The organism is Pukyongia salina (genome assembly GCF_002966125.1).
Taxonomy (GTDB): Bacteria; Bacteroidota; Bacteroidia; order Flavobacteriales; family Flavobacteriaceae; genus Pukyongia; species Pukyongia salina.
The window spans coordinates 3088949-3115286 of sequence record NZ_CP027062.1 but is presented as its reverse complement, the minus strand read 5'-3'; the positions used below and the strand labels follow the sequence as shown (position 1 = coordinate 3115286).

Below are 26338 nucleotides of genomic sequence, written 5' to 3'. Positions count from 1 at the left end.
TAAAAGTTCATCACTACTTATGGTTCGGGCACTACCTATGTTTTGCGATCTGCTGAAGGGTTTTCTTTGCCCTAGATTTGTAGCCCGCACTTCCGGTATGAATGTTAGCTTGCAAGATCTCACTAAGCTCCGGATGGATCCAGTGGAATTCGGTACCCAAATGATACAGGCAAGTCATGGCGCGTACCTGGCAGGCAACTTTTTGATCGGTTATAAGCCAGTCGAAGGCACATTCGGTGAGGGTGTTTTTATATTCTCTTCTGAAATGCTCCTTAATTAACGGTTCCTGCTTTTTATAATACTGAATACAGAGGATCTCGCAAACATGAGCCATGGATCGAAGTACCTGGTCCATTTTTACCGAAGGTAATTTACCGAAGAAATACTCAAAATGAGGGTATAGTATTGTGGGATCTTCCAAAAATACGAACTCGAAGGCCCAGGCTGCCTTATAGGAAAGCTCGGTTGGATCTTCGAAGCATATTGTTAATAATTGGGGAAAAGTGTGCGGGTGATCCAGAACCCATTGGGCGGCCTTCAGCCTGTTCTCGCGATAGGCTTTTTGATAATTTAACTGGGTAACGAGTTCAGGATGCGCCATCATAAATGTCTTTGATGGATCATTTCGATCACTTTGGGTACGCCCGAGGTGGCTGTTTCGGCTAGCACGGTAACCCCATCCGAATTATCGATTGCCGGATTTGGATCTACAAAATAAACTGAAGAATTTCTGTTGGCGTACTGTAACAATCCTGCCGCAGGATATACCTGCATGGAAGTCCCAACGATAATGATGATATCCGATACCTGCACCAGGTCGATGGCAGTTTCCATAAGAGGAACGGCCTCACCAAACCAAACAATATGTGGCCGCAGCTGGTGATTGTGTTCGCATAGGTCACCCAGTTTAAGATCGTTCCGCCAGTCCATTACCAGGTCTTCATCGAATGTACTTCTTACCTTTAGAAGCTCACCGTGTAAATGCAAAACACGTTTGCTGCCGGCTCTTTCGTGAAGATCATCCACGTTCTGAGTGATTATATCCACTTTGAAATTTTGCTCCAGATCGGCCAGGGCGTAATGGGCCGTATTGGGTTCAACCTGCAACAATTGTCTACGTCTTTGGTTATAGAAATCCAGGACCAATTCGGGATTACGCTTAAAACCCTGAGGAGAGGCTACCTGCATTACGTCGTGACCTTCCCAGAGGCCGTTGCTATCCCTGAAAGTTTTCAGGCCGCTTTCGGCGCTCATCCCTGCTCCGGTTAATACTGCTATTCTCATGCTTTAAAAGTAGCAGAAATTAAGTTTTTACAGAAAAAAATTATCTTAGCCCAAACAACCTTTTCTTTGGATCAAGATCTTTTCGAATACCTGCAATCTTATCTTACCGATAGGCGGAAAACACTTTTTAAAGAAGTATTGGCCCAGCGTACCAGGCATTTCACGGTAGTTACGGAGGACGTGTATCAACTCCACAATACCAGTGCGGTAATGAGATCCTGTGATGTTTTCGGAATCCAGGATCTGCATGTGGTGGAAGAACTGGAAGGTAAGCGTGTTGATAAGGAAATAGCCATGGGTGCACAGAAATGGGTAAGTCTCCATCGGTACAATACCATCGAATCCTGTATGCATACCCTTCGGAAGAAAGGTTATAAAATTATAGCGACTACACCTCATAACGATTCTACTATGTTACAGGACCTCGACGTGCAGCCAAGGACTGCCTTTTTCTTCGGAAAAGAAGATACAGGGTTAAGCGACTCCGTAATTGACAACGCCGATGGTTTTTTAAAGATCCCTATGTATGGTTTCACCGAAAGCCTTAATATTTCTGTGTCGGCAGCAATTGTTCTGCAAGATGTAGTGTCACGGGCTCGCAATCAAGGGGTGGATTGGCAGCTTTCAGAAAAAGAAAAGCAAGAGCTGGAGCTCGAATGGACCAAGCGAAGTATTAAAAGTGTGGATGAGATAATAAAACGATATAAAGCGAACAAAAATTCGTAAATTTCAAGTCCTAACCAAAGAACCTTTGTTATGTATATCTTCTTAAGTATTCTCGGGGTCATATTAGCCGTAATTATTATCCTCATCCTTGTAGCACCATTAAAATATCACATCAACCGTTCCATTGTGATAAACAGACCCTTGCCGGAGGTGTTTGAGTACCTCAGGTATGTAAAGAACCAGGACCATTGGTCTCCCTGGAAAAAGAAAGATCCGGATATGAAACAATCCTTTACCGGGGAAGATGGTACAGTGGGTTTTGTCTCCAGTTGGGAGGGAAATAAGGATGTGGGAAGCGGAGAACAGGAGATCGTAAAGATCACAGAGAATAAGCGCCTGGATACAGAGTTGAGGTTTTTTAAACCGTGGAAATCGGAAAGTGATGCCTATATGGAAGTGGATGAAGTTGATGGAGGAACGCGCGTTACCTGGGGATTTTCGGGAGTAAACAAACGGCCTTATAACGTGATGATGTTGTTCTACAATATGGACAAGGCTGTGGGTAAGGATTTTGAGGAAGGACTTACAGATCTCAAGAAGATACTCGAATCCTGATCACGCAGAAAGAAATAAACACGATAACAAGATAAATTTCAAGCCATGGACCACAATACCTTTGCCTGGATAGAAATTCCCGTTAACGATATGGATAGAGCGGTGAAATTCTATGAAGAAGTACTAGACGTTAAATTACATCTCGTTGATTTTGGGGGGCTGAAAATGGCCTGGTTCCCCAATAAGGAAAATGCACCCGGGGCAACAGGTACGCTGGTTAAGCAGGAATCTTATATCCCAAGTGAGGAAGGTGCGCTGGTTTATATCTATAGCGAGGACTTACAGCGGGAGTTGGATAGAGTAGAAGTAGCCGGTGGAAGGATCTACCAGCCCAAGACCCAGATCTCCCCTGAATATGGCTATATGGGTGTGTTTATCGATTCGGAAGGAAACAGGGTTGCGCTACATTCGCAGGCCTGAGGGTCTGCAAACTGTTTTTTATGAATTGAACAGCCATTACCAGAAGCACCATTCCCAAAATCCGATCTATTTGTGAAACTTGTCTTTGCTACCCACAATCAGAATAAATTCATCGAAGTAAAAGCCTTACTTCCCGGCCATATCGAACTGCTAAGTTTGCACGATATAGGATGTCACGAAGATATTCCGGAAACCGCGGAGACCATTGCCGAGAACGCCATACAGAAAGTAGAGTATGTGAAACTTCATTATGGACTGGATTGCTTTGCCGATGATACCGGCCTCGAGGTAGCCGCTCTCAATAATGCACCAGGCGTGTACAGTGCACGATATGCCGGCCCGGGAAAGGATGCAAATGCCAATATGGAGAAGCTATTAGGTGAGCTGAAAGACAAGAAGGATCGAACCGCAAGATTTAAAACAGTAATAGCGCTTACACTTAACAACAAACCCGTATTGTTTCAGGGAATATGTAATGGGGTGATAACGTACGAAGCTCGAGGGGAAAAGGGTTTTGGTTACGATCCCATATTTCAGCCGGAAGGCTATACCCAAACCTTTGCCGAAATGCCACTTTCATTAAAGAGTGAGATAGGCCACAGGGGGAAGGCTATGCGGCAACTTATCGATTACCTGAAGGAGTGAAATAGTTGCTCTTTTAAAACATTCGTCCATAAATTCGGTCTCTTACATTAATTAAGATTATATTTGCCGCCGATTCCTCAGGGTGAGGAAGCGTTGCAATCGAAGCATGGGGTTTTATCTGTCGTTAGCTTCCACACAACGCACTAACAGGTAAAACATTTTTATGCCAACATTTCAATCGTTAGGATTGAAGGAACAATTCCTTCAAGCCATATCCGACATGGGTTTTGAAACCCCTTCGGAAGTTCAGGAAAAAACAATTCCAATTCTCATCGAACGAGAGACCGACATGGTCTCACTAGCACAAACAGGTACAGGGAAGACAGCAGCATTCGGATTTCCGATGCTTCAGAAGATAAATGCCGAAAGCCGTACCACCCAGGGACTTATCCTGTCCCCAACACGAGAACTCTGCATGCAGATCACTAATGAGTTGATAGCCTACGGCAAGTACGTGAAAGGCCTCAATATTGTAGCTATTTACGGTGGTGCCAGTATTTCAGACCAGGCTCGTAAGATCAAGAAAGGCGCTCAGATAATCGTGGCTACTCCGGGAAGGATGAAGGATATGATAGGTCGAGGGATGATCGATATTTCCAAGATAGAATATTGTGTTCTCGACGAAGCCGACGAAATGCTCAATATGGGCTTTTACGAGGATATAACCGAAATTCTTTCCCATTCGCCATCCGATAAAAGTACCTGGCTCTTTAGTGCTACCATGCCAAAAGAAGTTGCTACCATCGCAAGAAAATTCATGCATACGCCTATCGAGATCTCTGTTGGAACCAAGAATGTTGGTGCAGATAGCGTTTCGCATGAGTTCTATATGGTTAACGCAAGAGACCGTTACGCGGCCCTGAAAAGACTGGCCGACGCCAATCCGGATATATTTTCGGTGGTGTTTTGCCGTACCAAAAGGGATACTCAGAAAGTGGCCGAGAAGTTAATAGAAGACGGTTATAATGCCGCCGCATTGCATGGAGATCTGAGTCAGAATCAACGCGACCTCGTAATGAAGTCGTTTCGCACTCGCCAAATACAGATGTTGGTTGCCACCGATGTGGCCGCGAGGGGAATAGACGTGGACGATATTACCCACGTGATCAATTACCAGCTACCCGATGAGATCGAGACCTACACTCACCGAAGTGGGCGTACCGGCCGAGCAGGGAAAAGCGGGGTATCTATGGTGATCATCTCTAAAAGTGAGTCTCGAAAGATAAAGGCCATAGAGAAGATCATTCAGAAACAATTTACGCAGAAGGAGCTTCCTTCGGGCATGGAGATCTGTGAAAAGCAATTATTCCATCTGGCCAGCAGCATTAAGGAGACGGAGGTTAATCACGATATCGATCCGTATTTGGATGGAATAAACGAAGTATTGACCGAATTCAGTAAAGAAGAACTTATCAAGAAAGTTTTCTCTGTAGAATTTACCCGTTTCTATAACTACTACAAAAACTCTAAAGACCTCAATGTGGCCGCCGGAGATACCAGTATGGGATCTGAAGGCCCTAGTATCCGTTTCTTTATCAACCTTGGCGCCAAAGACGATTTCGATTGGATGTCGCTGAAGGATTTCCTTCGCGACCTGCTCCAGTTAAGCAAGGACGATCTATACAAGGTAGATGTGATGGATAGTTTTTCTTTCTTCAATGTGGAAGAAAAGCATAAGGAACTGGTTTTACATGCCTTCGAGTCGTTCAAGCTAAATGGCAGACAGATCACTGTCGAGATCTCGAAAGACGGCCGAAGAAAAGGTGGCGGACGGTCCGGGAGAAGCGGGAAGCGCGACTTTAAGAAGAAGGGTAAATCCTTTGGAGGAGACAAGCCAAAATTTAAAGGGAAAAGCAGACGCAAGAATCAACGACCGAACGATAAAGGTACAGGTGGTCGTAGGAGAAGACGTTAAGTAAGTCTTAAATTTAGGGGTGTTGATGCAACTTTGGCGTGATTTTAACGTCTATTTATGTACATTTACGTCTTCAAAGCTATGAAGAGAATATTATTCCTACTACTTGTATTTACATGCGCCTTAGCGTATTCGCAGGACGATGCCGAAATTAATGGTACCGTTTTGAACGATGCCACCGATCAGCCGCTTGAAAATGTGAACATCGTTAACCTTAACAGCGTAAAAGGTGCCAGTACAGACCACCAGGGGAAGTTTAAAATTCGGGCCAGCGTTAATGATACCTTATACTTTAGTTATCTCGGTTTTAAATCCATTCGGGTTCGGGTAACCAACGACTGGTTGAAATACGGGGACATTAAAGTAAAGATGACCGAGCTGGGGATCGCCCTTGAAGAAGTGGTTGTAAGGCCGGTTCAGTTAACGGGTTATGTGGAAGTGGATGCGAGACTTATCCCTATCTACGATAACTATCGTTACCGTATATCAGGCCTGAACACGGGTTACGAAGGAGGTGAGACCAAACCGGGAGCCGTGAGCAGTGTGTTAAGCTCTATCTTCAATCCGGCCGATTTTCTCTATAATATCTTCGGAAAGAAACCCAAGCAGATGCGTAAGCTGCGGCAGATGAAGGAAGACGACGAGATACGTAACCTGCTTGCAGGGAAGTATGACCGCGAAACCTTAATGGCTGTCCTGCAGCTGGAACGTGTAGATATTGATGAGATCGTGAATAGGTGTAATTACTCTGCCGACTTCATTAAAACTGCCAGTGATCTTCAAATACTGGATGCGATAAGCGAATGTTACGAGGAGTATAAAGTGCTGAACCGTAAAAAAGGAAAAGGATAAAAACGGTTCCTTCGGAATACTTTCGTCTAATTATCTTACTTTTAAATCATGATGATCTGTCGTGAATATGCATGATTTAGTAAAAAGTCAGAACGAATTCTTCAATTCGGGGGTTACCCGTGATATAACTTTCAGAAAAAAACAACTTCGGAAGCTAAAGTCCTTACTCAAGGCTCATGAAAAAGAGCTTTGTACGGCCATCCACAGCGATTTCCGAAAATCGGAATTCATAACCCTCGCCACCGAATTTTCCCTGATCTATACCGATATAGGCCTTGCGTTGAAGAACCTGGACACCTGGGCAGAACGAAAATCCATTCCTACCAACTTAGTTAATTTCCCTGCCCGCAGTTATGTTTTGGCCGAACCGCTGGGCGTTAGCCTGATCATAGGGCCGTGGAATTATCCCTACTTATTATCGCTCGCACCTACGGTAGCGGCTATCGCCGCCGGCTGTACCGTGATCCTGAAGCCAAGTGAGTTAACGAGAAGCACCAGCGCAGCCATAGCGCGGCTTATAAACGATAATTTCGACCCCGGCTTTTTAAAGGTGGTTGAAGGGGGCGTACCCGAAACCCAGGAGCTATTAAAGAATAAATTCGACAAGATATTCTTTACCGGGAGTCCGCGGGTAGGAAAGATAATCTACCAGGCGGCCGCCGAACACTTAACGCCCGTCACACTGGAATTGGGCGGCAAATGCCCGGCTTTCGTTACTGCAGATTGCAACTTGAAGATGGTTGTAAAGCGACTTATCTGGGCGAAGTTTATTAACTCCGGACAAACATGCAATTCGCCGGATTATGTGATGGTGGAGGAAAAGATCAGGGAACGCTTTTTAAAACAATGTGTAGAAGAAATTGAGAAACGCGCCTATAGTGTGGAAAATGAGAATTACTCCCAGATCATCAACCAAACTCATCTTGAAAGGCTGGAAGCACTTATAGATCCGGCAAAGGTCTATTACGGAGGAAAGGTAGATAAGGATGCGCGAACCGTAGAACCCACCATTCTTGTTGATGTGCGTTTTAATGATAAGGTGATGGAAGAAGAGATCTTTGGCCCACTACTCCCGGTGATACCTTATACCGATCTGGATGCGGCTATCGAGCAGGTAAGATCTTTGCCAAAACCATTGGCCTGCTATGTTTTCTCCAATAATTCGGAAGAACGGAAGAAGGTGATGCAGGAGATCTCCTTCGGATGCGGGGCCGAGAACGAAGCTGTTATGCAAATTACAAATCGCAGGTTACCATTTGGTGGAGTTGGGTTAAGTGGAATAGGGAAGTATAATGGAGAAGCGGGATTTAGAGAATTTTCGAATTACAAGAGTATACTGCGCAAAACCACTCACTTTGAGTTGAGCTTAAAATACCATCCGTTAACTAAAATGAAGTTATGGTGGATACGTACTTTCTTTAAATTTTAATTTTTTCGGAAACACTGTCCCCTTTTACATCCCGGGCTTCGTCTTTTAGGTAAACGTATTTGTTAACCAATAAAAACAAAAATTATGAAAGAATTTATGATGATCTTTATCGGAGCCGATTACGGAGACCTTGGCTTATCACAGGACGAAGTACAAGCCCGTATGGGTAAATGGTTTGCCTGGGGGCAGAAAATGGAAGAATCCGGCATTCTGCGAGGCGGAAATGCATTGCACTCTACCGCCCGAAGAATTTCCGGGGCTAACAGAACAGTAACAGACCTCACCTCTGCGGAGATCAAGGAGATCGTGGGTGGTTATTACCTTGTGGCTGCAAACAATGTTGATGAGGTGGCAGATGTAGCACAGGATTTCCCGGACTACGACCTGGGCGGAACCGTTGAGATTCGAGAGGTAATCGTTTTCGATAGGTAATGGAACAAAAAATGCTGGACCATCTTTTCAGGCATCACTATGGGAAGATGGTCTCTGTTTTAATACGGATATTCGGGCTGAGGCATTTGGAAACCATCGAAGATGCGATCCAGGATACCTTTATCAAGGCAATGTCTGCCTGGAGGGTTCAGAAACCAGATAACCCCGAAGCCTGGCTTACTGCTGCGGCCAAGAACAGGGTGCTGGATATCTTCAGAAAATTAAAAGCCGAAAAACAGCGAATCCCGAATGTAACCACCGGGACACAGGCCATCGCCATCAACGATCTCTTTCTGGATACAGAGATCGAGGACAGTGTGTTACGGATGATCTTTACAGCCTGTCACCCAAAATTATCAGCTACAGACCGCATTGCCTTTGCACTTAAAACCATCTCGGGTTTTACAACCAAAGAAATAGCCTCGGCGGTACTTACAAAAGAAGATACGATCAAAAAACGACTGAGTCGGGCCCGCAAGGTGATAAGCAGGGAGAATATAACTTTTGAGATCCCACTGGGTGAGGAACTCGTGGAGCGGCTGGACAGTGTACACGAAGTGCTCTACCTTATTTTTAACGAAGGGTTTCATTCTAATCGCACCGATATCCTTGTTAGGAAGGAGCTGTGTGGCGAGGCCATGCGCCTATGCAAAATGGTGCTGAAGAATAAAAAAACACGAAACGACGATGGATACGCCCTGTTTGCGTTGATGTGTTTTCATGCGGCACGACTGGACAGTAAGATGAATGATAAGGGTGAGATCATCGACTTGCCCAACCAGGATAGATCCCTGTGGTATTTTCCGCTTATCAGGCTGGGAAATGAAGCGATGAACCAGGCGGTGATCAATAATTGTTTTTCGCATTACCACTACGAAGCCTCCATCGCCGCCGAGCATTTAAAAGCTCCGTCTTTCGAGACTACCAATTGGCGGAGTATTTTAAAATGGTACCGACAAATGTACCAGTTACGCCCCGACCCCATGACCGCGCTCAATATGGCCCTGGTTCATTTACAGCTGGGAGAATTGCAGGCCGCCGAGGCTTTGTTCAGGAAGATCGAACCCGCTTCGCTGGAGCAACGCTCGTATTTGTACTACGGCACCATGGCCGAATACTACCTAATGCGTAATGAGATCAAACAAGCCCTGTCCTGCCTGGAGCTGGCGCTGGGTACTGTGAAGAATGAGTCTGAAAAGCAGTATCTGTTTCAGAAAAAAGAAAAAATAAAGCAGCAGCTTAACGATGGTGGTAAGGCTCGTTCCGAAGGATCGTAAAACCGCGGTATAGTTGTTCGATGAAGAACAACCGCACCATTTGATGTGAAAAGGTCATCCTGGAAAGAGAGATCTTACCATTTGCACGGGCATAGACTTCCTCGCTAAAACCGTAGGGCCCGCCAATTACGAAAACCAGGTTTTTAATTCCACTGTTCATTTGTTTCTGAAGCATAGCCGAAAACTCCACCGAGCTGTAGGCCTTCCCCTTTTCGTCCAGCAGTATAAGCCTGTCTGCGCTCTGAACTCTTTTTAACAAGGCGGCACCCTCTTGTTGCTTCTGTTGAGCTTCACTTAAATTCTTACTGTTTTTTATATCCGGAATGAGCTCGAAGGTGAAGGAGACGTAGTGAGAGAGACGGCGCTGGTATTCGTCGATAAGCGATTGCAGATCCCCGGAGTCGGTCTTTCCTATTGCGAGCAGACTAATATTCATTTTAGACGGTAAAATTTAAATATTTAAAGACAAAGGTAGTATTTCCTATGAGCTTCTTGGTTCGTACTTCTTTTAGTATTTTAGCTGAAAGAATTCGTAAGATGATTACTAAAAAACAGTTCAATAAGGAAATAGACCTTATCATCGCCAATGCTATACGGGAAGATGTAGGGGACGGCGACCACAGTTCGTTGGCCTGTATCCCAGAAGATGCGGAAGGTTCTGCCAAGCTATTGGTTAAAGATGAAGGGATCATAGCGGGGGTGGATTTTGCACGGCAGGTATTCGAATTTGTGGATACTGGCCTTAAAATGGATGTTAAGATCCCGGATGGTTCGAGGGTAAAGCACGGAGATGTTTGTTTTTATGTTTCGGGAAGTTCGCAATCCATTTTAAAAGCAGAACGACTGGTACTAAATGCCATGCAGCGTATGAGCGCCATTGCTACCAAGACGAATCAATATGTAAAATTGCTCGAAGGAACCGGGACCCAGATCCTGGATACCCGAAAGACCACGCCGGGGATCAGGGCGCTGGAAAAATGGGCTGTGGTAATTGGTGGAGGAAAGAATCACCGATTTGCCTTGTATGATATGATCATGCTGAAAGACAATCATATCGATTTCTGCGGTGGTATAGCCAAGGCCATAGAAGCGACCAAAAAGTATTTAAAAGCCCAGAAATTGAACCTCAAGATCATTTGTGAGGCACGTAACCTGGATGAGATCGAGCAAATTCTGGAAGCCGGAGGTGTGTATCGTATCCTGATCGATAATTTCAACTATGAGGATACCAAAAAAGCGGTGGCCTTGATAGGAGATAAATGTCTCACCGAATCCAGCGGAGGAATTACCCTGGAAACTGTTAGAAAATATGCCGAGTGTGGCGTAGATTATATTTCAAGTGGGGCTTTAACACATTCGGTTTATAATATGGATCTCAGTTTAAAAGCTGTATAAATGAGTTCGGAGACCGAAGAGAAGTTGCTTGCTATACCCGTGGTGAACATTTTCGTTCGGGTGTTGAAAAAAATTATCCTGCCCGGGTTTAACGGACTGTCGTTGTACGACCTGTTGGAGATCTACATTACAGGAATCATTAGAGGTACCTTTTCATCGCGCGCCAGTTCTATTGCCTATAGCTTTTTTATCGCCATTTTCCCTTTTCTTTTATTTATTCTGAATTTGATCTCCTATATACAGGTGGAAGGCTTTCAGCAACGCTTCCTTGTATTTATTGAAGAATTGTTACCGCCACAAACCCAGGAGTTCTTCTATCCAGTAATTGAAGACATTGCGCTCAACCAGCGTACCGGATTAACCTATTTTGTATTGTTCTTATCACTCTTCCTGGCTGCCAACGGGGTGAATGCCATCTTTACCGCCTTCGAAGGCTCCTTTAATGTTACCATGAACAGGGCGTTTTTCCGGCAATATTTTGTGGCGCTTATCGTGGCGATCTGCCTTTCGGTATTGATGCTGGCAACGGTTGCGGTGATTTTATATGGCGAATTTATCATCAATGAGCTGAAGGGACGGGCCTATATTTCGGATGATATCCTGTTGATAAACCTTTTCCAGGTGACCGTATTTGTGGGGATGGTCTATGTGATAACCTCCGGCCTGTATCATTTTGGGGTGAAAGAAGGACGGCAGACCCGATTTTTCTCCGTAGGAGCACTAATGACCACCCTGTTATTTATGCTCACAACCTACTTATTTGGGATATATATCAACAATTTTTCAAGTTATAATGAGTTATACGGTTCTATAGGGGCTTTGATGATCATGTTGTTCTATATATGGATCAATTCCAACCTCTTGTTGCTGGGCTTCGAATTGAATATTTCCCTGCAACGACTAAAAGAAAGGAAAACCAAATCTGAAGATGAAACTACTTAAGAACCTCATATTATTTGTTGCATTAAGCTGCGGAACTGCAATTTCTGCCCAGGATGTTTTCGGAAAATGGAAAACCATCGACGATAAAACGGGTGTTGAGAAATCCATCGTAGAGATCTATAAGCGCAATGGTAAGGTATATGGCAAAGTGGTGGAGATCCTTGTGGAAGGCCGCCAGGATGCAAAATGCATGAATTGCGAAGGGGAAGACGAAGACAAGCCAATCATGGGCCTGGAGATCATTAGAGGCCTTGAAAAGGATGGCGACGAGTATAACAGTGGAAAGATTTTGGATCCCGAGACCGGGAAATTGTACAAATGTTATATAGAACTGGAGGAAACCGATAAACTGAAGGTTCGCGGCTACATTGGCTTCTCACTCATTGGCCGTACGCAATACTGGTACAGGGTAAAATAAATTGTTTATAAACGCTTGCGCAGGTCGTTCATAATCTGAATGGCCTTTTTTACTTTTATACCGTGTACTTCATTGATGTTATTTTACCCATTCCTTTAAAGCAATCGTTCACCTATAGTGTGAACGTGCATGAAGCGCGGTTTTTAAAACCGGGAATGCGCGTAGCGGTACCTTTTGGTAAATCGAAGGTGTACACCGGCATCGTGTTTCAGGTACATACAGAAGCGCCCATTGGCTATGAAACAAAGTCCATCGACCAGATCCTGGACGAAGAACCCATCGTTAATTCCCTGCAACTGGAGCATTGGCAATGGATGGCCTCTTATTATATGTGTACCCTGGGGGAGGTGGTGAGAGCGGGACTACCTAGTGCCTTCCTACTTGAAAGTGAGACCATCATTAAATTGTCTGCAACTGCAACTGCCGATGAAGCATCGTTCACCGATGAGGAATTCCTGGTGTATGAAGCCCTGCAGCATCAGTCCAGTCTTCATATTAACGATGTGCGGTCAATTTTAGACAAGCGAAATGTGGTGAAGGTAATTCAGCAATTATTGTTAAAAGGAATTGTTGAAGTAGAGGAGGCGGTCGTGGAAAAGTACACCCCCAGGTTGGTTCGTTATGTGCGGCTTGCCAGAGAATTTTCTTCGGAAGCGAATTTACAGGAATTACTGGATTCGCTAAGCAGAGCGCCCAAGCAAAAGGAGGTGCTCATGACCCTTTTTATGCTGAACGCCGGGGAGAAGAAACCCGTGAGTTCGGTACTACTTCAGAAAAAAAGCAATTCGAATGCAGCTACATTAAAAACGCTGATCGATAAAGGAATCCTGGAAGAGTATTACATCCATCGCGACCGGGTGAACTATGCCGGGCCGGAAGGTTCGGAAACGAAACAACTCAATGAGGCCCAGGAAAAGGCCCTTTCAGAAATAAAAGAAAGTTTTACACAACAGGATGTGACCTTACTGCATGGGGTAACTTCCAGTGGGAAGACAGAGATCTACGTAGACCTGATATCGGATATGTTGAAAATGGGGAAACAGGTACTCTATATGTTGCCGGAGATCGCGTTAACCACCCAATTGATAAGCAGGCTGCAGGAATATTTTGGTGAAAGTATTTCGGTGTACCATTCAAAATACACCCTGAATGAGCGTGTGGAAGTGTGGCATAATGTGCTCCGGAACAAACCTAAGGCCCAGATCATTATCGGGGCGCGTTCGTCGCTCTTTTTACCATTTAGCAAACTCGGACTCATCATCGTCGACGAGGCCCACGAAACCAGCTTTAAGCAGTTTAGCCCTGCACCGCGTTATCACGCCAGGGATGCAGCTGTGGTTTTGGGAAATCTGCACGGAGCCAAGACCTTGCTAGGTTCGGCCACGCCATCACTGGAAAGTTATTTCAATGCCAAGGCAGGAAAATATGGACTGGTACAACTTACCCAAAGATATGGGAATGTGCTTATGCCCGATATAGAGCTGGTTGATATAAAAGAAAAGCACAGGAAAAAACAAATGAATGGCCATTTTAGCGACCGTTTGTTAGAGGAGATGAAGGAAGTGCTGGAAAGTGGCGACCAGGTGATCCTGTTTCAGAACCGCCGGGGTTTTTCGCCTTTTGTTGAGTGCACTACCTGCGGAACAGCGCCTCAATGTCCTAATTGTGATGTGAGTTTAACCTATCACCAGTATAAGAATGAGCTGCGATGCCATTACTGTGGTTATCATATGGCGATGCTAATAAGTTGTATGGCCTGCGGAAGTGAAACCCTTGACACAAAAGGATTTGGGACAGAGCAGATAGAAACGGAGGTACGGAGTTTGTTCCCCAATCACGAGGTAGGGCGCATGGACCAGGATACCACCAGGCGAAAGCACGCCCATTCGAAGCTGATAGATGCTATAGAGAACCGGGAGATCGATATCATAGTGGGCACCCAGATGCTGGCTAAAGGACTGGATTTCAGGAATATTGGGTTGGTAGGGGTGATGAATGCCGATAATTTGCTAAATTTTCCCGATTTCAGGGCTCATGAACGAAGTTTTCAGTTACTGCAGCAGGTAGCCGGCCGGGCGGGCCGCACCGAGAAAAGGGGAAAGGTGCTCATACAAACGTACAATCCGTATCACACCATATTACAGCAGTTAAGTGTGAACGATTATGAGGGGATGTATAAAGATGAGGCCGAACAACGCTACCAGTACAAATATCCCCCGTATTACCGCACGATAAAGATCACCTTGCGCGACCGGAATTACAACAAAATGCAAAAATCGGCTGTATGGTTTGCGGCTTTACTTCAAACAAAACTGAAGGAACATGTATTAGGGCCTGAGGCCCCACCGGTAGGCAGAATACGCAATTTATTCATCACGAACCTGCTGGTTAAGATCCCCAGGCAGCAATCTGTAGCGAAAACAAAGATCTTTATTGAAAAAGCGGTACGCAGTTTCAACTCGGTGAAGGAATTCTCTACCGTTAAGTTAAGTATAGATGTAGATAATTATTAATTACGCATGGTAGCAGCCAGGGCTTCGGCCAGTTCGGCTTTGCGATTCCTGCTTAAAGGCAGTTGTTCCTGGTCCAGTTCGATCACCTTGCTGTTGTAACGTTCCACCTTATCCAGGTTCACTATATAGGATTTATGGATACGAAGGAAGCGATCGCTTGGCAACAGGGCTTCGAAGGCCTTCATGGTAGAAAGAACCACCAGGGCATCATGCTCTGTAACCAGTTTTACGTAGTCTCCCAGCGCCTCGATATAGCGTAGTTCGTTGAGAAAGACCTTACGTTTTTTAAGGTTACTCTTCACGAAGATAAAGTCTTCTTCGTCGAAGCCTTCATCGTTCTTAAGTTTGTAGTTGGTGATCGCCTTATGAACGGCATTCAGGAAACGGTCTTTAGAGATCGGTTTCCGAAGGTAATCCACGGCATCGTAATCGAAAGCCTTGAAGGCGTATTTGGTTTTACCCGTTACAAAGATGATCTGTGGTTTATGGGTAAGATCATCGAGGAGGTCGAAACCAGAAAGGATCGGCATCTCGATATCTAAAAAGATAAGGTCGATATTAGTTGTAGCAAGCCCCATTTTCGCCTCAATGGCGTTATTGTACTCGGCTACAAGGTCTAACGACGGATGATTCTCTATCAGCTTAACGATGGATAGTCGTTGCAAAGTAGAATCATCAACAATTGCACACTTTAGGATTGGTTTGTCCACTGTAACACTGTTTTCTTTAAGGCAATGATAACTAAAAAATCGATGAACTGCAAGTTTTTTTAACTTTTGTCGTTAATATTGTCCGTTTCATCATTTTCTGTAAGAAAAATCTTTGCTTTTTCACCTGTGTAGATAATCCCTTCAATCTTTGATAATTATAAATAAAATAGTATTTTTGCACGCTCTTGGCAAAGCGCTGAGAGTAGTAAACACATAAAGTACTATTTATGAATCATTATGAAACTGTTTTCATCTTAAATCCCGTTTTATCTGAAGAGCAGATAAAGGAAACAGTTAAGAAATACGAAGATATTCTTGTTTCTAGAGGTGCTAAGATGATATCGAAAGAAGATTGGGGGCTGAAAAAGCTGGCCTACCCGATCCAACACAAGAAAAGTGGTTTTTACCACTTGTTCGAGTACACTGTTGAAGGCGATGCCATCAACGAAATGGAACTAGCATTCCGTAGAGACGAGCGTATCATGCGTTACTTAACCGTAAAGCTTGATAAACATGCCATCGCATGGGCTGAGAAAAGAAGAACCCGTAACAAGCAAAACGCATAATTATGGCTACATTACAACAACAAGCTAAAGGAAAAAAAGACGGAGAGATAAGATATCTTACTCCCCTTAATATAGAGACCACTAAAGCGAAGAAGTATTGTCGCTTTAAAAAGTCGGGTATCAAGTATGTAGATTACAAAGATCCTGATTTCCTTCTGAAATTTGTGAACGAGCAAGGTAAGATCTTGCCTCGCAGGCTAACAGGAACTTCGCTAAAGTATCAGCGTAAGGTTGCCGTGGCTGTAAAAAGAGCGCGTCACCTGGCATTAATGCCGTATGTGGCCGATTTATTAAAATAAAAAGCAGACAGGATTATGGAACTTATACTTAAAAAAGACGTAGAGAATCTTGGATTTACTGATGACCTGGTTACAGTAAAGAACGGATACGGAAGAAATTACCTTATCCCTCAGGGATATGCGGTTCTGGCGACGCCTTCTGCAAAGAAAGTATTGGCAGAGACTTTAAAACAACGTGCTTTTAAAGAGCAAAAAGTTATTGAAGACGCACAAAAGGAGGCAGACAAATTAAACGACATTGAATTAAAGATCGCTGCTAAGGCAGGAGAAGGGGATAAACTCTTCGGATCTGTAACCAATGCCGATCTTGCAGAAGCTCTTGAAAAAGAAGGCGTGACCATCGAAAAGAAATATATCTCCATTGCCGGGGGTTCAATTAAAAGAACCGGTAACTACGAGGCTTCTATTCGTTTTCACAGGGATGTTGTTTCCAACTTCTCCTTCGACGTAGTAGCAGAAGCAAAATAACAAATAGGTGATCATTTAGTTGATCATCGATGGTTAAACATTAAATTTGCGCTCCATACAGGAGCGCATTTTTTTTTATGAAATACATTAGGCTAACAAAAGAACAACTGGAAGAACTGCACGAAGAATTTGCACGTTTTCTCGCTACGCAGTCTATCACGGCAGACGAATGGGAGCAACTCAAGAAGGACAAACCCCAGGTGGCCGAGGAGGAACTCGACGTTTTTAGCGATCTGGTGTGGGAGGGTGTACTGCGCAACGCCGAATATCTCGAAAAGATCGATGCTCAGCAATTATTCCTGTTTAAGATAGAACCCACCGAAATGAAGCTTATCGGCATTAAGGTGAATGATCCCTCACGTGATATCACTACCAATGAAGGCTTTCAGTGGCTGCTGAAGAACTTCCTGAATGATGAAATAGATTTCTACGAAGCAAGCCGCGCCTTTACCGAGGATAAAGAGGCCGAGATCTTCAAACTCATCATGATGGGCAGCAATATTAGCAAGGGTGAGTGGTACCGGTATTTTGAAGAAGTACTGAATTCGGAGGAAGAATAAAAGTGGTTCTCTTCATAACTACTCCCTCCCAATCGTCATTGTAAACACCTCAATTCACTTATTCGTACCGAAGACTTTCAATAGGGTCGAGGCGAGCAGCTTTGGTAGCAGGATATAGTCCTGCGAGCAGGGCGGTGCCAAAGGAGATGATGGTGGCCCCAATCATTGCCATCCAGGGCGGCGAGAATTTAAAGTCGAATATAGCCGCAAATGCCAGTCCTGTGCCCAGGCCTAAGATAATACCCAGGATACTTCCTAATTGCCCTATCACTATGGTTTCCATAAAAAACTGGGTGGCAATGGTTCCTCTTTTAGCGCCCATGGCCTTTCGTACTCCTATCTCCCTAGTGCGTTCGGTTACAGATACCAGCATGATATTCATCAAGGCGATGGAAGAACCTAAGATGGTTATAAAACTAATGATCCAGGCTGCTAACGAAAGTACCCCTGTGATCTGTGTGATACGGTTAATGAGGTCGTCACTACGCTCAATACCAAAGTTATTCTCTTCAATAGGGTTGAGTCCGCGAATATTTCTGAAGGTAACGATGGCATCGTCCTGCGCTCCGGCCATCATCGCCTTATCGTCTACCTTAACACTAATGGTATAGTTGATATTAGGCTGGGTGAAGATGCTACGCGCTATTTTAATAGGGATGAGAACTTTCAAGTCCTGGTTATTACCAAAGGTAGATCCTTTAGATTCCAATATCCCAATGACCTTGAATTTCACCCCGCGAATGCTCACGGTCTTATTGATAGGGTCGTCGTTCTTAAACAGCCCTTTTTCAAAATCGGAACCAATGAGGCAGACCTTATTATTGTTTTCAATATCGAAGAATGTAAACGCACGTCCCCTGGCTACTTCGGTACCGGTGTTTTCCAGGTAGTGTTCATTTACGCCGTAGACCTGGATATCCGGATCGGTCTTTTCGTTACCATATTTTATTTCTGCCGAACCTGTTCCACGAAAGGAAATTGAGGTTTGTGCATAGGGGAAACTATATCTGTCTACAAATTCTTTAGTATCATTATAACTAATGATGGGATTTATCTTCTGGGTTTCCCCCTGGTTTCCACGTTGTACCGTTACCCCAAATTCGTATCGCTGAATATTAAAGGTATTGGCTCCCATAGAGGCAAAATCGCTGGAAATGGTATTCTCCAGTGCTTTCACAGCGCTTAGTATCCCCACCAGGGCCCAGATACCTATACCAATGATTATAATGGTGAGAATGGTTCGAAGTAGCTGACTCTTAATAGAATCGAGAGCGATCCTTACATTTTCCCTGAAGAGTGAAAACATGCTTTTGCTGTTGTGGTTTGTAATTAGACTAAAAACCGCTTATAAAGTTACCATTAATTTTAAGATATTTGCAGCAGTTATTGCCAATTTACCATCACACATAACATATAACATAGCCGTCTGTGTCTACCAAACCCTCCATACCGAAAGGAACCCGCGATTTTAGTCCGAGTGAAGTTGTAAAACGCAACTATATCATCGATGTGATACAGAGGGATTTCGAACGATTTGGCTTTCAACCTATAGAAACCCCTTCTTTCGAGAACAGTGAAACCCTGATGGGAAAGTACGGAGAAGAAGGAGACCGACTTATATTCAAGATACTCAATAGCGGAGATTACCTGCGAAAAGCAGATCCTGATGCACTGAAAGCACAAGACAGTGCTGCGCTAACCGGGCAGATCTCCGAAAAAGCCTTGCGTTACGACCTAACCGTTCCTTTCGCACGTTATGTGGTGCAGCACCAGAACGAGATCACCTTACCCTTTAAACGTTACCAGATACAACCCGTTTGGCGGGCAGACCGGCCGCAGAAAGGGCGTTTCAGAGAGTTTTATCAATGCGATGCCGATGTAGTAGGGAGCAGATCGCTGTGGCAGGAAGTGGAATTCGTGCAGCTTTACGATTCGGTCTTTACCCATTTAAACCTTCGGAATACGGTGATTAAAATGAACAACCGGAAGTTGCTTTCGGGGATCGCCGAAGTGATCGGGGCAGAGGATAAACTAATTGATTTCACCGTAGCGCTGGATAAACTGGATAAGATAGGAGAGGAGAAGGTAAAAACTGAGATGCGTGAAAAGGGAATTTCTGAAGCCGCTATCGCTAAGCTCGAACCCTTGTTCCATATAACCGGGACGGTTTCAGAAAAAATAAAAACCCTGAGAGAGCTGCTGGCTACTTCCGAAACCGGGCTGCAAGGGATGGACGAAATGGAATTCATAGTTGAAACCATAGCCGAACTCGAATTGAAATCGGCTACCCTCGAAATAGACGTTACCCTGGCCCGCGGACTTAATTATTACACAGGAGCAATTTTTGAAGTATCGGCCCCGGAAGAGGTAAAGATGGGAAGTATAGGTGGCGGCGGCCGCTATGACGACCTTACCGGTATTTTCGGACTTAAAGACATTAGCGGGGTAGGAATTTCATTCGGATTGGACCGTATCTATCTCGTGATGGAAGAATTAGGGCTGTTCCCTAAAACCGTCCTGGAAGGAACCAGGGCTTTGTTTGTGAATTTCGGCGAAGCCGAAGCCAAATATGCCATGCGAGCCGTGAGTGCATTACGCGATGAGGGGATCTCTGTCGACATGTATCCAGATCCTGCAAAAATGGGCAAGCAAATGAGTTATGCCGACAAGCGCGATATCCCTTTTGTGGTGCTTACCGGGGTGAGCGAAATGGAATCCGGGACCTACACCCTTAAAAATATGAAGAGCGGGGAGCAACAGCAGGTAGACATCGACCAGCTGGTACGCGTATTGAAATAAACATTTCCCTATTTCCGCTCAAGACCTTCAGAAACCATTTTCCTTTTGCTGAACAACTACCAGCACATGAGCTGAGTTTAATTAATGGCTATCGGGTTCATAGTGACAGTATACTGTCCCTATCTTAGGATGAATGAACTAACTTTCACATTTTCATACAGATATAAAAAAATAACATATCTTTATAAAAGCTGAGATAGCACTTCCCCCATTAAAGACGGATCATTTTACAACCGAATGTCGTACGTTACTCATTTTTTGGAAGTTGCAGAAGTAGCACCCCCCTCCATTTCTAAACGGGAGCAGGATGGCTTTTGTGAAGCAGGCCTGCAGCTGGAAGATTTCTTCCTTGATTATACCAATTACAGTCTTTTACACAACCCACTGCGTTTTTTCCCGTATTATACAGCCGCCAATATTGATGGTAATCTCTTTAAGAAGATCACCAGAAAGGAACTATTTGGAGGCGGCGGAGATGCCTGGAAAAAAGACAAACGGATTCCGGGAGAATTTCAGCTGGGCAGTGAGTTGTATTCGGCTAAAAAAAGTGATTTCGACAAGGGTCATCTTACAAAGCGGGAGGACGTACAATGGGGAGATACCGATGAGAAGGCGAGAGATGCAGCCGAGTCTACATTTTACTTCACCAATGCTATGCCACAGGTAGATCGATTAAACAGGGGAATATGGCGGAAGATCGAGGATTATATCCTGCACCAGGAAGTGGTGGAAGGCCAGAGGAAGATCATTCTTTTCACCGGGCCCGTTTTCCAGGACCACGACCCCGAGTTTGTCACCGAAGTAAAGGGAAGCACCATACAATTGCCGTATTTGTTTTGGAAAGTGGTATATTACTTAAAGGATGATGTATTGCACAGGACGGCTTTCTTAACGAGTCAGTTAGGACTATTGAAAAAGCGACGTATTGTAAAACCCACGGTACGCGGGGGGCCGGAAGTTGTACAAAAGGATGCCTTTCTTAATTTTAAAGATGCGGAAACCTACCAGGTAAGTGTAGGGTTGATAGAAAAACTTGGCGAACTGGTATTTGCTCCTGCGGAAGAAGCCTACACAGATGAGCGACCGGAGCGGTTGATCCTAAAGGACGTTAATGTACGTTCGGACGGGGAAATAGAATTAGCGCCAAATAGCATAAATATAAAACTGTAAACCAATAGAACGTGAAGAAGATATTGTTTATAAAGGCAAATCCTATCGATACGGCAGACCTACGGCTGGAGAACGAGGAGAACAGTATTAGGGAGGTGCTGGAACGATGTGAACACAGAAACAACTTTGTTTTCGAGACCAGGGGAGCGGTTACTACCAAAGCCCTGCTTAACTACTTACTTTCTTTAAGTCCGAATATATTACATATCTCCGGCCATGGAAGCAGCGATGAGAAGCTGTTCATAGAAGGGGAGGACGGCTACAAAGAAGAGATCTCTATCGCCAAGCTATCCAATTTACTCGCAAACTTCCTGAACCATATAGAATGTCTATTCCTCAATTCGTGCCATAGCCTGGCGCATATCGAAGAAATAAGTGACGACATCCCTTACGTTATTGGGATGCGGGAAGAGATCCCAAACGATACGGCCATATTGTTTTCCACGAGTTTTTACAATGCCCTTTTTAACGGGAAGTCGATAAAAGACTCCTTTAAGGTGGCGCTGGATATGATCTCGCTGCGCGATTTCGACGATGAGCTGATCCCGAGATTTTTGGATAATTCGGATAAAATACCCCCAGAGGGACCGGTTACCACGGGCCCAGAGGTGGTAAGTAGTGGCGGAATAGAAGAGAAGCTTGTGAGTCAGGAAGAGATCGACCTCGTACAAAAACAACGAGCCGATAAGGTGCGGTTCTACAAGCGGCTTATCGTGGTGTGTGTAGTGGTTGCCATTGGTATTTCGGTGGGCACCTATTTTATAAGCAAGGAAACCTTAACAGCCCTGGGGGGATTGCTCCCTTCGGGATTGATAGCCTTGCCGTTTAAGGAGATAGAAAAGAATAAAAAGAGGATCGAGTTGCTAACATTGTTTAAATTAAAACGAAAGCGGTTCCTTCGGGCGTTAGCTTCCATCACCGATGGTGATATAGACAACCTGAACGACGAATTTGAACGAATAATAACGATATAGGTTACTATGAGTGATTTTCAGAAAAAAATAAAAGATATAGAATCCGAGGATCGTAGGTCGAAGATCTATTATGTGATCGCTCTCGGACTTACATTGCTCATATTTGCCTTGATATTATGGGCCTATAGCAGGGAAACCGTGGTTGTGGCCGACACCCGTAAGGAGGTTGAGCAAAAGGATATGGTTGTGAATAAGCTGGATTCTATAAAGAAGAACGACAGTATAAAAAAGCGAGAGATCAATGAAGAAACCATGCAGATTAGGAATTTACTGGATACATTGAAATCCTCTACCAATGATAAAGAAGTACTAAAGATCATCAAGGACCTGGAAAACAAGATGATCGCCATAGACGGCTTTTCATCAGACAGCACCATAGTGCGTTACTACCAGCGACGAGCAGACGGGGATGCGATCGTAAAAGCCATACGCGAGTTGAATCCGAAGGGCTATAAACTTAATATTAAAGAACCCACTACCAACCTGGGTGCTCGGTCTAATACTCTGTATTATGGCAACAAGGTAAAACCCGAACGCAAGAAGGAAGTTTTGGAGAAACTAAGGTCTAAGGGAGTGAAGATCGAAAAAGTGTTACCCTTTTATATGGGATATAAGTGGAAGGACGAGGCGTTGGAAATTGGCTACGATTACCAGGATCCCAGGAAATTAAAAGAAAACTCCCAATATACCATACGGGTTAATTCGTGGCGCCCGCTCGACGAGGAGGCCAAGAACCTGATGAAGAATTTTTTGAACTATCACGGGTATAAGGCCGTTGCGGTAAAATCGCCAAGCCGACGGCCCAGGGCTTTTTCTAATACGCCTACCTTACACTATTTTGATAAAGATCTAAAGAAGGTAGCCGAAGAGATCCAGCTAGCCATTAAGAACGGGATGAACATAGAACTGGACCTGCAATATACGCCGGTGACGGATAGAAAAGGCGGCGATTTTTCTATTCATTACGAAGGTAAGTTTTAAAGGTTTTTCTTCGGAAATGTGGGGAGGTTGCCAGAAGTCTACACTTTGGAGGATGGTGGGAATTACAGAAGGGAGCTATGCAGGCCAAATGAAATAAGTAAAGCAAACCCGGGAAAGTTGAAGTCTTCGACAGGGTATTAAAAAACAGCATATTATGAAAACAATGACTTGCAGACAGCTGGGCGGAGCCTGTGATAAGGAATTTCATGCCGATACATTTGAAGAAATATCTGAACAAAGCAAGCAGCATGGCATGGAGATGTTTAGGAAGAAAGATGCAGCTCATCTGGAAGCAATGAATAAGATGCGGGCATTGATGGAAAGTTCGGATTCTAAGGCCATGCAACATTGGATGCAAACCAAGCGGGAGGAATTTAATGCTCTACCCGATCGATAAAGAAGGCTGAAGTTGATAGTGGGGGAGGTGAGTATTATAAATACCATATTTGAGTTATACGGAAAGCCGTAACGTATTTTTGAACAAATTTTTGAAATTTAAATCCTTAAATATCATAAACTTGCTAAGGCGTGGCTGTTAAAATGATCAAGGCCCTTATTTGCCAGTAGTGTTATACAGGGATGTAAGCCACAACGTTAACGAAGATGAATGAGTTAAAAATCATTTTAGAAATAATATCCTTATCCATTACGATTGTAGGAGTTCCAATAGCGATATTCATTTTTTATAAGGAAAAGAGAAAAGAAAGAAAAGATAGAGAATACTTAACGTTTAATGCTCTTGACGATAAGTATCTAGATTTCTTGAATTTATGCTTATCTAATCAGGATCTTGGTATTTATGAAATGTCTAATAAAAAACTCTCAGAAGAGCAACAGACTCGAGCAATTATCATTTTTGAAATTTTAGTTTGCCTTTTTGAACGAGCTTATTTGATGTATAAAGAACACAATAAAAGCTTTATAGGAAAACAATGGTCTGGATGGCTTGCATATATCGAGGATTGGATGGGTTACACAAGTTTTCGGTCGGCTTGGAAAACGATATTGAGTTCTCAATTTGACGGAGAATTTCTTGAATTCATGAATAAAGTTTATGATGACAAAGCAACGCCTAACAAGGCATAATTCTAATGGCTGTGTTGATAGGTATTTTGGCCATTAACTTTTATAAAATTGAATTATTTAACTAAACAAAATAACTTAGCGGCTCGGCCGGGATTCTGATTCGTATATCCTGTAGTGCCACAGGCTACTACAGGGCTGCCAACATTTGCTCCGCAAAATGCTTCACGCCGACTAAGAGCCGCCTGGCCGCCACAAATCATATGCAAGACCGTTGTGCAACATCTGAATTAAACCAATGAATTTATATATCGATACAAATGTTTATCTAACTTTCTATCATTTTTCTAATGAGGATTTAAAAGAGTTGAAAAAACTGATTGCACTAATAAATACAGGTAATATCAATCTTTTTTTGCCAGAACAGACAAAAAATGAATTTTATAGAAATAGGGAAGTTAAAATTTCCGACTCCATTGACAAACTTAGGGTTTCGAAGTTGAACAATCAATTCCCTATGATTTGCCATTCTTATTCTGAGTACGATAAAATGAAAAAGGCAATCAAACAATTTGAATCAAATAAATCTAAACTGCTTAAAAAACTTCAACACGACGCTGAATCAGAATCATTAGTTGCAGATGACGTACTAAATCAATTGCTCTCGAAGGCAATAATTATTGAAACAACAGATGACATTTTGAATGAATCAGTTACCCGTTTTGAAATGGGAAATCCTCCAGGAAAAGACAAATCATATGGAGATGCAATCAACTGGGTTAGCTTGTTAGAAATTGCTCCTGAAGACGAAGATTTACATTTTATTTCAGAAGATAAGGATTATTATTCTAAGCTAAATGAAGCAAATTTTAATTCTTATTTACTCAAAGAATGGAAAGATTTAAAAGATTCAAATTTGCATTATTATAAAAGGTTATCGGAATTTTTTAAAGTGAATTACCCAGACATTGAAATCTCGAGTGAAACCGAAAAAGAGATTATTATTAAGAATCTTCGAGAGGCGTATTCATTTGATAATGCAAAAAGTGTAATTAGAAAACTGAGAAATTTTGATGGCTTCTCAATACAACAATTAAACGAAATTACCGAAGCATTCTCCACTAACAACCAAATTTATTGGATAAGCTCGGACTATGTTGTATCATCTGCCCGGAAAGATATTATTGAATCAAATAAAGATAAAATTGATCCAACAATCTATGATGATTACAGTGAAAGATTTCATTGACAATAGACGTTGCACAACATCGCATATCACGCAGCACTTGTTGGGTTATTCAACTAAAGTTCCTACATTTAAATAAAACTAAGTCACTCGGAAAGAAACGGCTAGCGGACTTCCGATGCTCCGAAACGCACGCAGAGGCTCCGCCTCTACTTCCCGCCCACGCCAAGGCATGGCGTTGCTTCCGAAGCTGCCGCACACGTGCCGCGTCATATACGAGGGCGTTGTAGCACATTTGAGAAAAACAATGAATCCAAAAAGGACTGACTTTCTAGTCGGCTGTAAAAACCTATATTTTTTAGGAATTCATCCTTTCGATTTCAATAAATCTGACTCTGCAGAATACTCAGGAATAATTGAACTTGGTAATGAAATAATAAATGAAGTCGGAATTCAAAGTTTTGCAGAATTTATTATGGAATATCAATATCGTGTTGAAATTTGGTCATCATATATAGCATTGGAATTTGGAAAACCTGACCCAAATGAAATTCTGAAAATTAGTGGAGCTGAAACAATTTTTTCAGCCTGTTTGGAGAAAATTGAACAAACTGAAATTAATGAATTGCCGACTGAAATTATTGAAAACAAAAATGACTGGATAAGAAAAATAAAAACGTGCTACAACATCGCATAACTCAAATGACTGCGTTTACAGCTATCTAGACGATTTACTTTCATAAAATTGATATCTTTAACAAAACAAAATAACCTAGCGGCTCCGCCTGGCTTCTGATTC

The 26338-nt window shown here is 43.4% G+C and carries 30 protein-coding genes; 25 read left to right on the top strand and 5 right to left on the bottom strand.

Features of this window, described 5'->3' with window-relative positions; genetic code table 11:
• Positions 1 to 31 precede the first annotated feature (31 nt).
• Together C5O00_RS14145 and C5O00_RS14140 are read right to left on the bottom strand one after the other, a co-directional pair.
• Positions 32 to 604 carry a hypothetical protein gene (locus C5O00_RS14145; protein ID WP_158676877.1) on the bottom strand — a complete coding sequence of 191 codons (573 nt, stop codon included), beginning with the start codon at positions 602 to 604 and terminating at the stop codon, positions 32 to 34.
• On the bottom strand, positions 601 to 1284 hold the full coding sequence (locus tag C5O00_RS14140; RefSeq protein WP_105217474.1) for an SIR2 family NAD-dependent protein deacylase: 684 nt from the start codon (positions 1282 to 1284) through the stop codon (positions 601 to 603). Before C5O00_RS14140 ends, C5O00_RS14145 begins: the two co-directional genes overlap by 4 nt.
• 66 nt (positions 1285 to 1350) lie before the next feature.
• Here C5O00_RS14140 and C5O00_RS14135 point away from each other — a divergent pair, with 66 nt between their 5' ends.
• From C5O00_RS14135 to C5O00_RS14095, 9 genes are all read left to right on the top strand, one after another.
• Entirely contained in the window at positions 1351 to 2010 is a 660-nt protein-coding gene (locus C5O00_RS14135; protein ID WP_105217473.1) for a TrmH family RNA methyltransferase, read from the top strand.
• Between the two features lie 30 nt (positions 2011 to 2040).
• Complete coding sequence (locus C5O00_RS14130) at positions 2041 to 2565, top strand: SRPBCC family protein (protein ID WP_105217472.1); 525 nt, start codon at positions 2041 to 2043, stop codon at positions 2563 to 2565.
• 45 nt (positions 2566 to 2610) lie between these two features.
• Positions 2611 to 2985, top strand: coding sequence for a VOC family protein (locus tag C5O00_RS14125; protein WP_105217471.1), 375 nt, complete (start codon positions 2611 to 2613; stop codon positions 2983 to 2985).
• A 72-nt stretch (positions 2986 to 3057) separates the two neighbouring features.
• Positions 3058 to 3630: a non-canonical purine NTP diphosphatase gene (locus C5O00_RS14120; protein WP_105217470.1), complete on the top strand. Its 573-nt coding sequence runs from the start codon at positions 3058 to 3060 to the stop codon at positions 3628 to 3630.
• Between the two features lie 163 nt (positions 3631 to 3793).
• On the top strand, positions 3794 to 5545 hold the full coding sequence (locus C5O00_RS14115) for a DEAD/DEAH box helicase (RefSeq protein ID WP_105217469.1): 1752 nt from the start codon (positions 3794 to 3796) through the stop codon (positions 5543 to 5545).
• Positions 5546 to 5626: 81 nt separating this feature from the next.
• Positions 5627 to 6397: a carboxypeptidase-like regulatory domain-containing protein gene (locus C5O00_RS14110; RefSeq protein ID WP_105217468.1), complete on the top strand. Its 771-nt coding sequence runs from the start codon at positions 5627 to 5629 to the stop codon at positions 6395 to 6397.
• A 67-nt stretch (positions 6398 to 6464) separates the two neighbouring features.
• Complete coding sequence (locus C5O00_RS14105; protein WP_174688605.1) at positions 6465 to 7826, top strand: aldehyde dehydrogenase family protein; 1362 nt, start codon at positions 6465 to 6467, stop codon at positions 7824 to 7826.
• Positions 7827 to 7910: 84 nt separating this feature from the next.
• Positions 7911 to 8258, top strand: coding sequence for a YciI family protein (locus C5O00_RS14100; protein WP_105217466.1), 348 nt, complete (start codon positions 7911 to 7913; stop codon positions 8256 to 8258).
• A complete protein-coding gene (locus C5O00_RS14095; RefSeq protein WP_105217465.1) occupies positions 8258 to 9535 on the top strand; it encodes an RNA polymerase sigma factor in 1278 nt (425 codons plus the stop codon). The genes C5O00_RS14100 and C5O00_RS14095 overlap by 1 nt, the downstream gene beginning before the upstream one ends.
• Here C5O00_RS14095 and rlmH read toward each other — a convergent pair.
• Positions 9498 to 9971: a 23S rRNA (pseudouridine(1915)-N(3))-methyltransferase RlmH gene (gene rlmH / locus C5O00_RS14090; protein ID WP_105217464.1), complete on the bottom strand. Its 474-nt coding sequence runs from the start codon at positions 9969 to 9971 to the stop codon at positions 9498 to 9500. The two genes, C5O00_RS14095 and rlmH, sit on opposite strands and share 38 nt — an antisense overlap.
• Positions 9972 to 10072: 101 nt before the next feature.
• Here rlmH and nadC point away from each other — a divergent pair, with 101 nt between their 5' ends.
• The 4 genes from nadC to priA all read left to right on the top strand — a co-directional run bounded on the left by nadC (position 10073) and on the right by priA (position 14803).
• Complete coding sequence (nadC, locus tag C5O00_RS14085) at positions 10073 to 10930, top strand: carboxylating nicotinate-nucleotide diphosphorylase (protein ID WP_105217692.1); 858 nt, start codon at positions 10073 to 10075, stop codon at positions 10928 to 10930.
• Positions 10931 to 11872 (top strand): YihY/virulence factor BrkB family protein, encoded by a 942-nt coding sequence (locus C5O00_RS14080; protein WP_105217463.1) that lies wholly within the window; start codon positions 10931 to 10933, stop codon positions 11870 to 11872. It begins immediately after the preceding gene.
• Positions 11859 to 12290 (top strand): DUF2147 domain-containing protein, encoded by a 432-nt coding sequence (locus C5O00_RS14075; protein ID WP_105217462.1) that lies wholly within the window; start codon positions 11859 to 11861, stop codon positions 12288 to 12290. The genes C5O00_RS14080 and C5O00_RS14075 overlap by 14 nt, the downstream gene beginning before the upstream one ends.
• 62 nt (positions 12291 to 12352) lie before the next feature.
• Positions 12353 to 14803, top strand: a complete 2451-nt coding sequence (gene priA, locus C5O00_RS14070) for a replication restart helicase PriA (RefSeq protein ID WP_105217461.1) — start codon at positions 12353 to 12355, stop codon at positions 14801 to 14803.
• On the opposite strand, the gene C5O00_RS14065 is transcribed toward priA, so the two are convergent.
• Complete coding sequence (locus C5O00_RS14065) at positions 14800 to 15513, bottom strand: LytR/AlgR family response regulator transcription factor (protein WP_105217460.1); 714 nt, start codon at positions 15511 to 15513, stop codon at positions 14800 to 14802. The two genes, priA and C5O00_RS14065, sit on opposite strands and share 4 nt — an antisense overlap.
• A 227-nt stretch (positions 15514 to 15740) precedes the next feature.
• Between C5O00_RS14065 and rpsF the strand changes: the two genes are divergently transcribed.
• From rpsF to C5O00_RS14045, 4 genes are all read left to right on the top strand, one after another.
• Positions 15741 to 16079 carry a 30S ribosomal protein S6 gene (gene rpsF / locus C5O00_RS14060; protein ID WP_105217459.1) on the top strand — a complete coding sequence of 113 codons (339 nt, stop codon included), beginning with the start codon at positions 15741 to 15743 and terminating at the stop codon, positions 16077 to 16079.
• A gap of 2 nt (positions 16080 to 16081) precedes the next feature.
• Positions 16082 to 16378: a 30S ribosomal protein S18 gene (gene rpsR / locus C5O00_RS14055; RefSeq protein ID WP_105217458.1), complete on the top strand. Its 297-nt coding sequence runs from the start codon at positions 16082 to 16084 to the stop codon at positions 16376 to 16378.
• Between the two features lie 15 nt (positions 16379 to 16393).
• The gene (rplI, locus tag C5O00_RS14050) at positions 16394 to 16846 is read left to right on the top strand and encodes a 50S ribosomal protein L9 (RefSeq protein WP_105217457.1); all 453 of its coding nucleotides are present in this window, start codon (positions 16394 to 16396) and stop codon (positions 16844 to 16846) included.
• 77 nt (positions 16847 to 16923) lie between these two features.
• Positions 16924 to 17406, top strand: coding sequence for a DUF6495 family protein (locus C5O00_RS14045; protein WP_105217456.1), 483 nt, complete (start codon positions 16924 to 16926; stop codon positions 17404 to 17406).
• Positions 17407 to 17464: 58 nt separating this feature from the next.
• Here C5O00_RS14045 and C5O00_RS14040 read toward each other — a convergent pair whose 3' ends face one another.
• Positions 17465 to 18712, bottom strand: coding sequence for an ABC transporter permease (locus C5O00_RS14040; protein ID WP_105217455.1), 1248 nt, complete (start codon positions 18710 to 18712; stop codon positions 17465 to 17467).
• A 122-nt stretch (positions 18713 to 18834) separates the two neighbouring features.
• On the opposite strand from C5O00_RS14040, the gene hisS reads away from it, so the two are divergent.
• The 8 genes from hisS to C5O00_RS14000 all read left to right on the top strand — a co-directional run bounded on the left by hisS (position 18835) and on the right by C5O00_RS14000 (position 26236).
• Complete coding sequence (gene hisS, locus C5O00_RS14035; protein WP_105217454.1) at positions 18835 to 20205, top strand: histidine--tRNA ligase; 1371 nt, start codon at positions 18835 to 18837, stop codon at positions 20203 to 20205.
• 237 nt (positions 20206 to 20442) lie between these two features.
• Positions 20443 to 21375, top strand: a complete 933-nt coding sequence (locus tag C5O00_RS14030) for a DNA/RNA non-specific endonuclease (RefSeq protein WP_105217453.1) — start codon at positions 20443 to 20445, stop codon at positions 21373 to 21375.
• An 11-nt stretch (positions 21376 to 21386) separates the two neighbouring features.
• Positions 21387 to 22349 carry a CHAT domain-containing protein gene (locus C5O00_RS14025; RefSeq protein WP_105217452.1) on the top strand — a complete coding sequence of 321 codons (963 nt, stop codon included), beginning with the start codon at positions 21387 to 21389 and terminating at the stop codon, positions 22347 to 22349.
• Positions 22350 to 22355: 6 nt separating this feature from the next.
• Positions 22356 to 23330 carry a hypothetical protein gene (locus C5O00_RS14020; protein WP_105217451.1) on the top strand — a complete coding sequence of 325 codons (975 nt, stop codon included), beginning with the start codon at positions 22356 to 22358 and terminating at the stop codon, positions 23328 to 23330.
• A gap of 154 nt (positions 23331 to 23484) precedes the next feature.
• On the top strand, positions 23485 to 23727 hold the full coding sequence (locus tag C5O00_RS14015) for a DUF1059 domain-containing protein (RefSeq protein WP_105217450.1): 243 nt from the start codon (positions 23485 to 23487) through the stop codon (positions 23725 to 23727).
• Positions 23728 to 23933: 206 nt separating this feature from the next.
• Positions 23934 to 24416, top strand: coding sequence for a hypothetical protein (locus C5O00_RS14010; RefSeq protein WP_105217449.1), 483 nt, complete (start codon positions 23934 to 23936; stop codon positions 24414 to 24416).
• 235 nt (positions 24417 to 24651) lie between these two features.
• A complete protein-coding gene (locus C5O00_RS14005; RefSeq protein WP_105217448.1) occupies positions 24652 to 25602 on the top strand; it encodes a PIN domain-containing protein in 951 nt (316 codons plus the stop codon).
• A gap of 244 nt (positions 25603 to 25846) precedes the next feature.
• Positions 25847 to 26236 carry a hypothetical protein gene (locus C5O00_RS14000; RefSeq protein WP_105217447.1) on the top strand — a complete coding sequence of 130 codons (390 nt, stop codon included), beginning with the start codon at positions 25847 to 25849 and terminating at the stop codon, positions 26234 to 26236.
• The last annotated feature ends 102 nt before the right edge of the window (positions 26237 to 26338 follow it).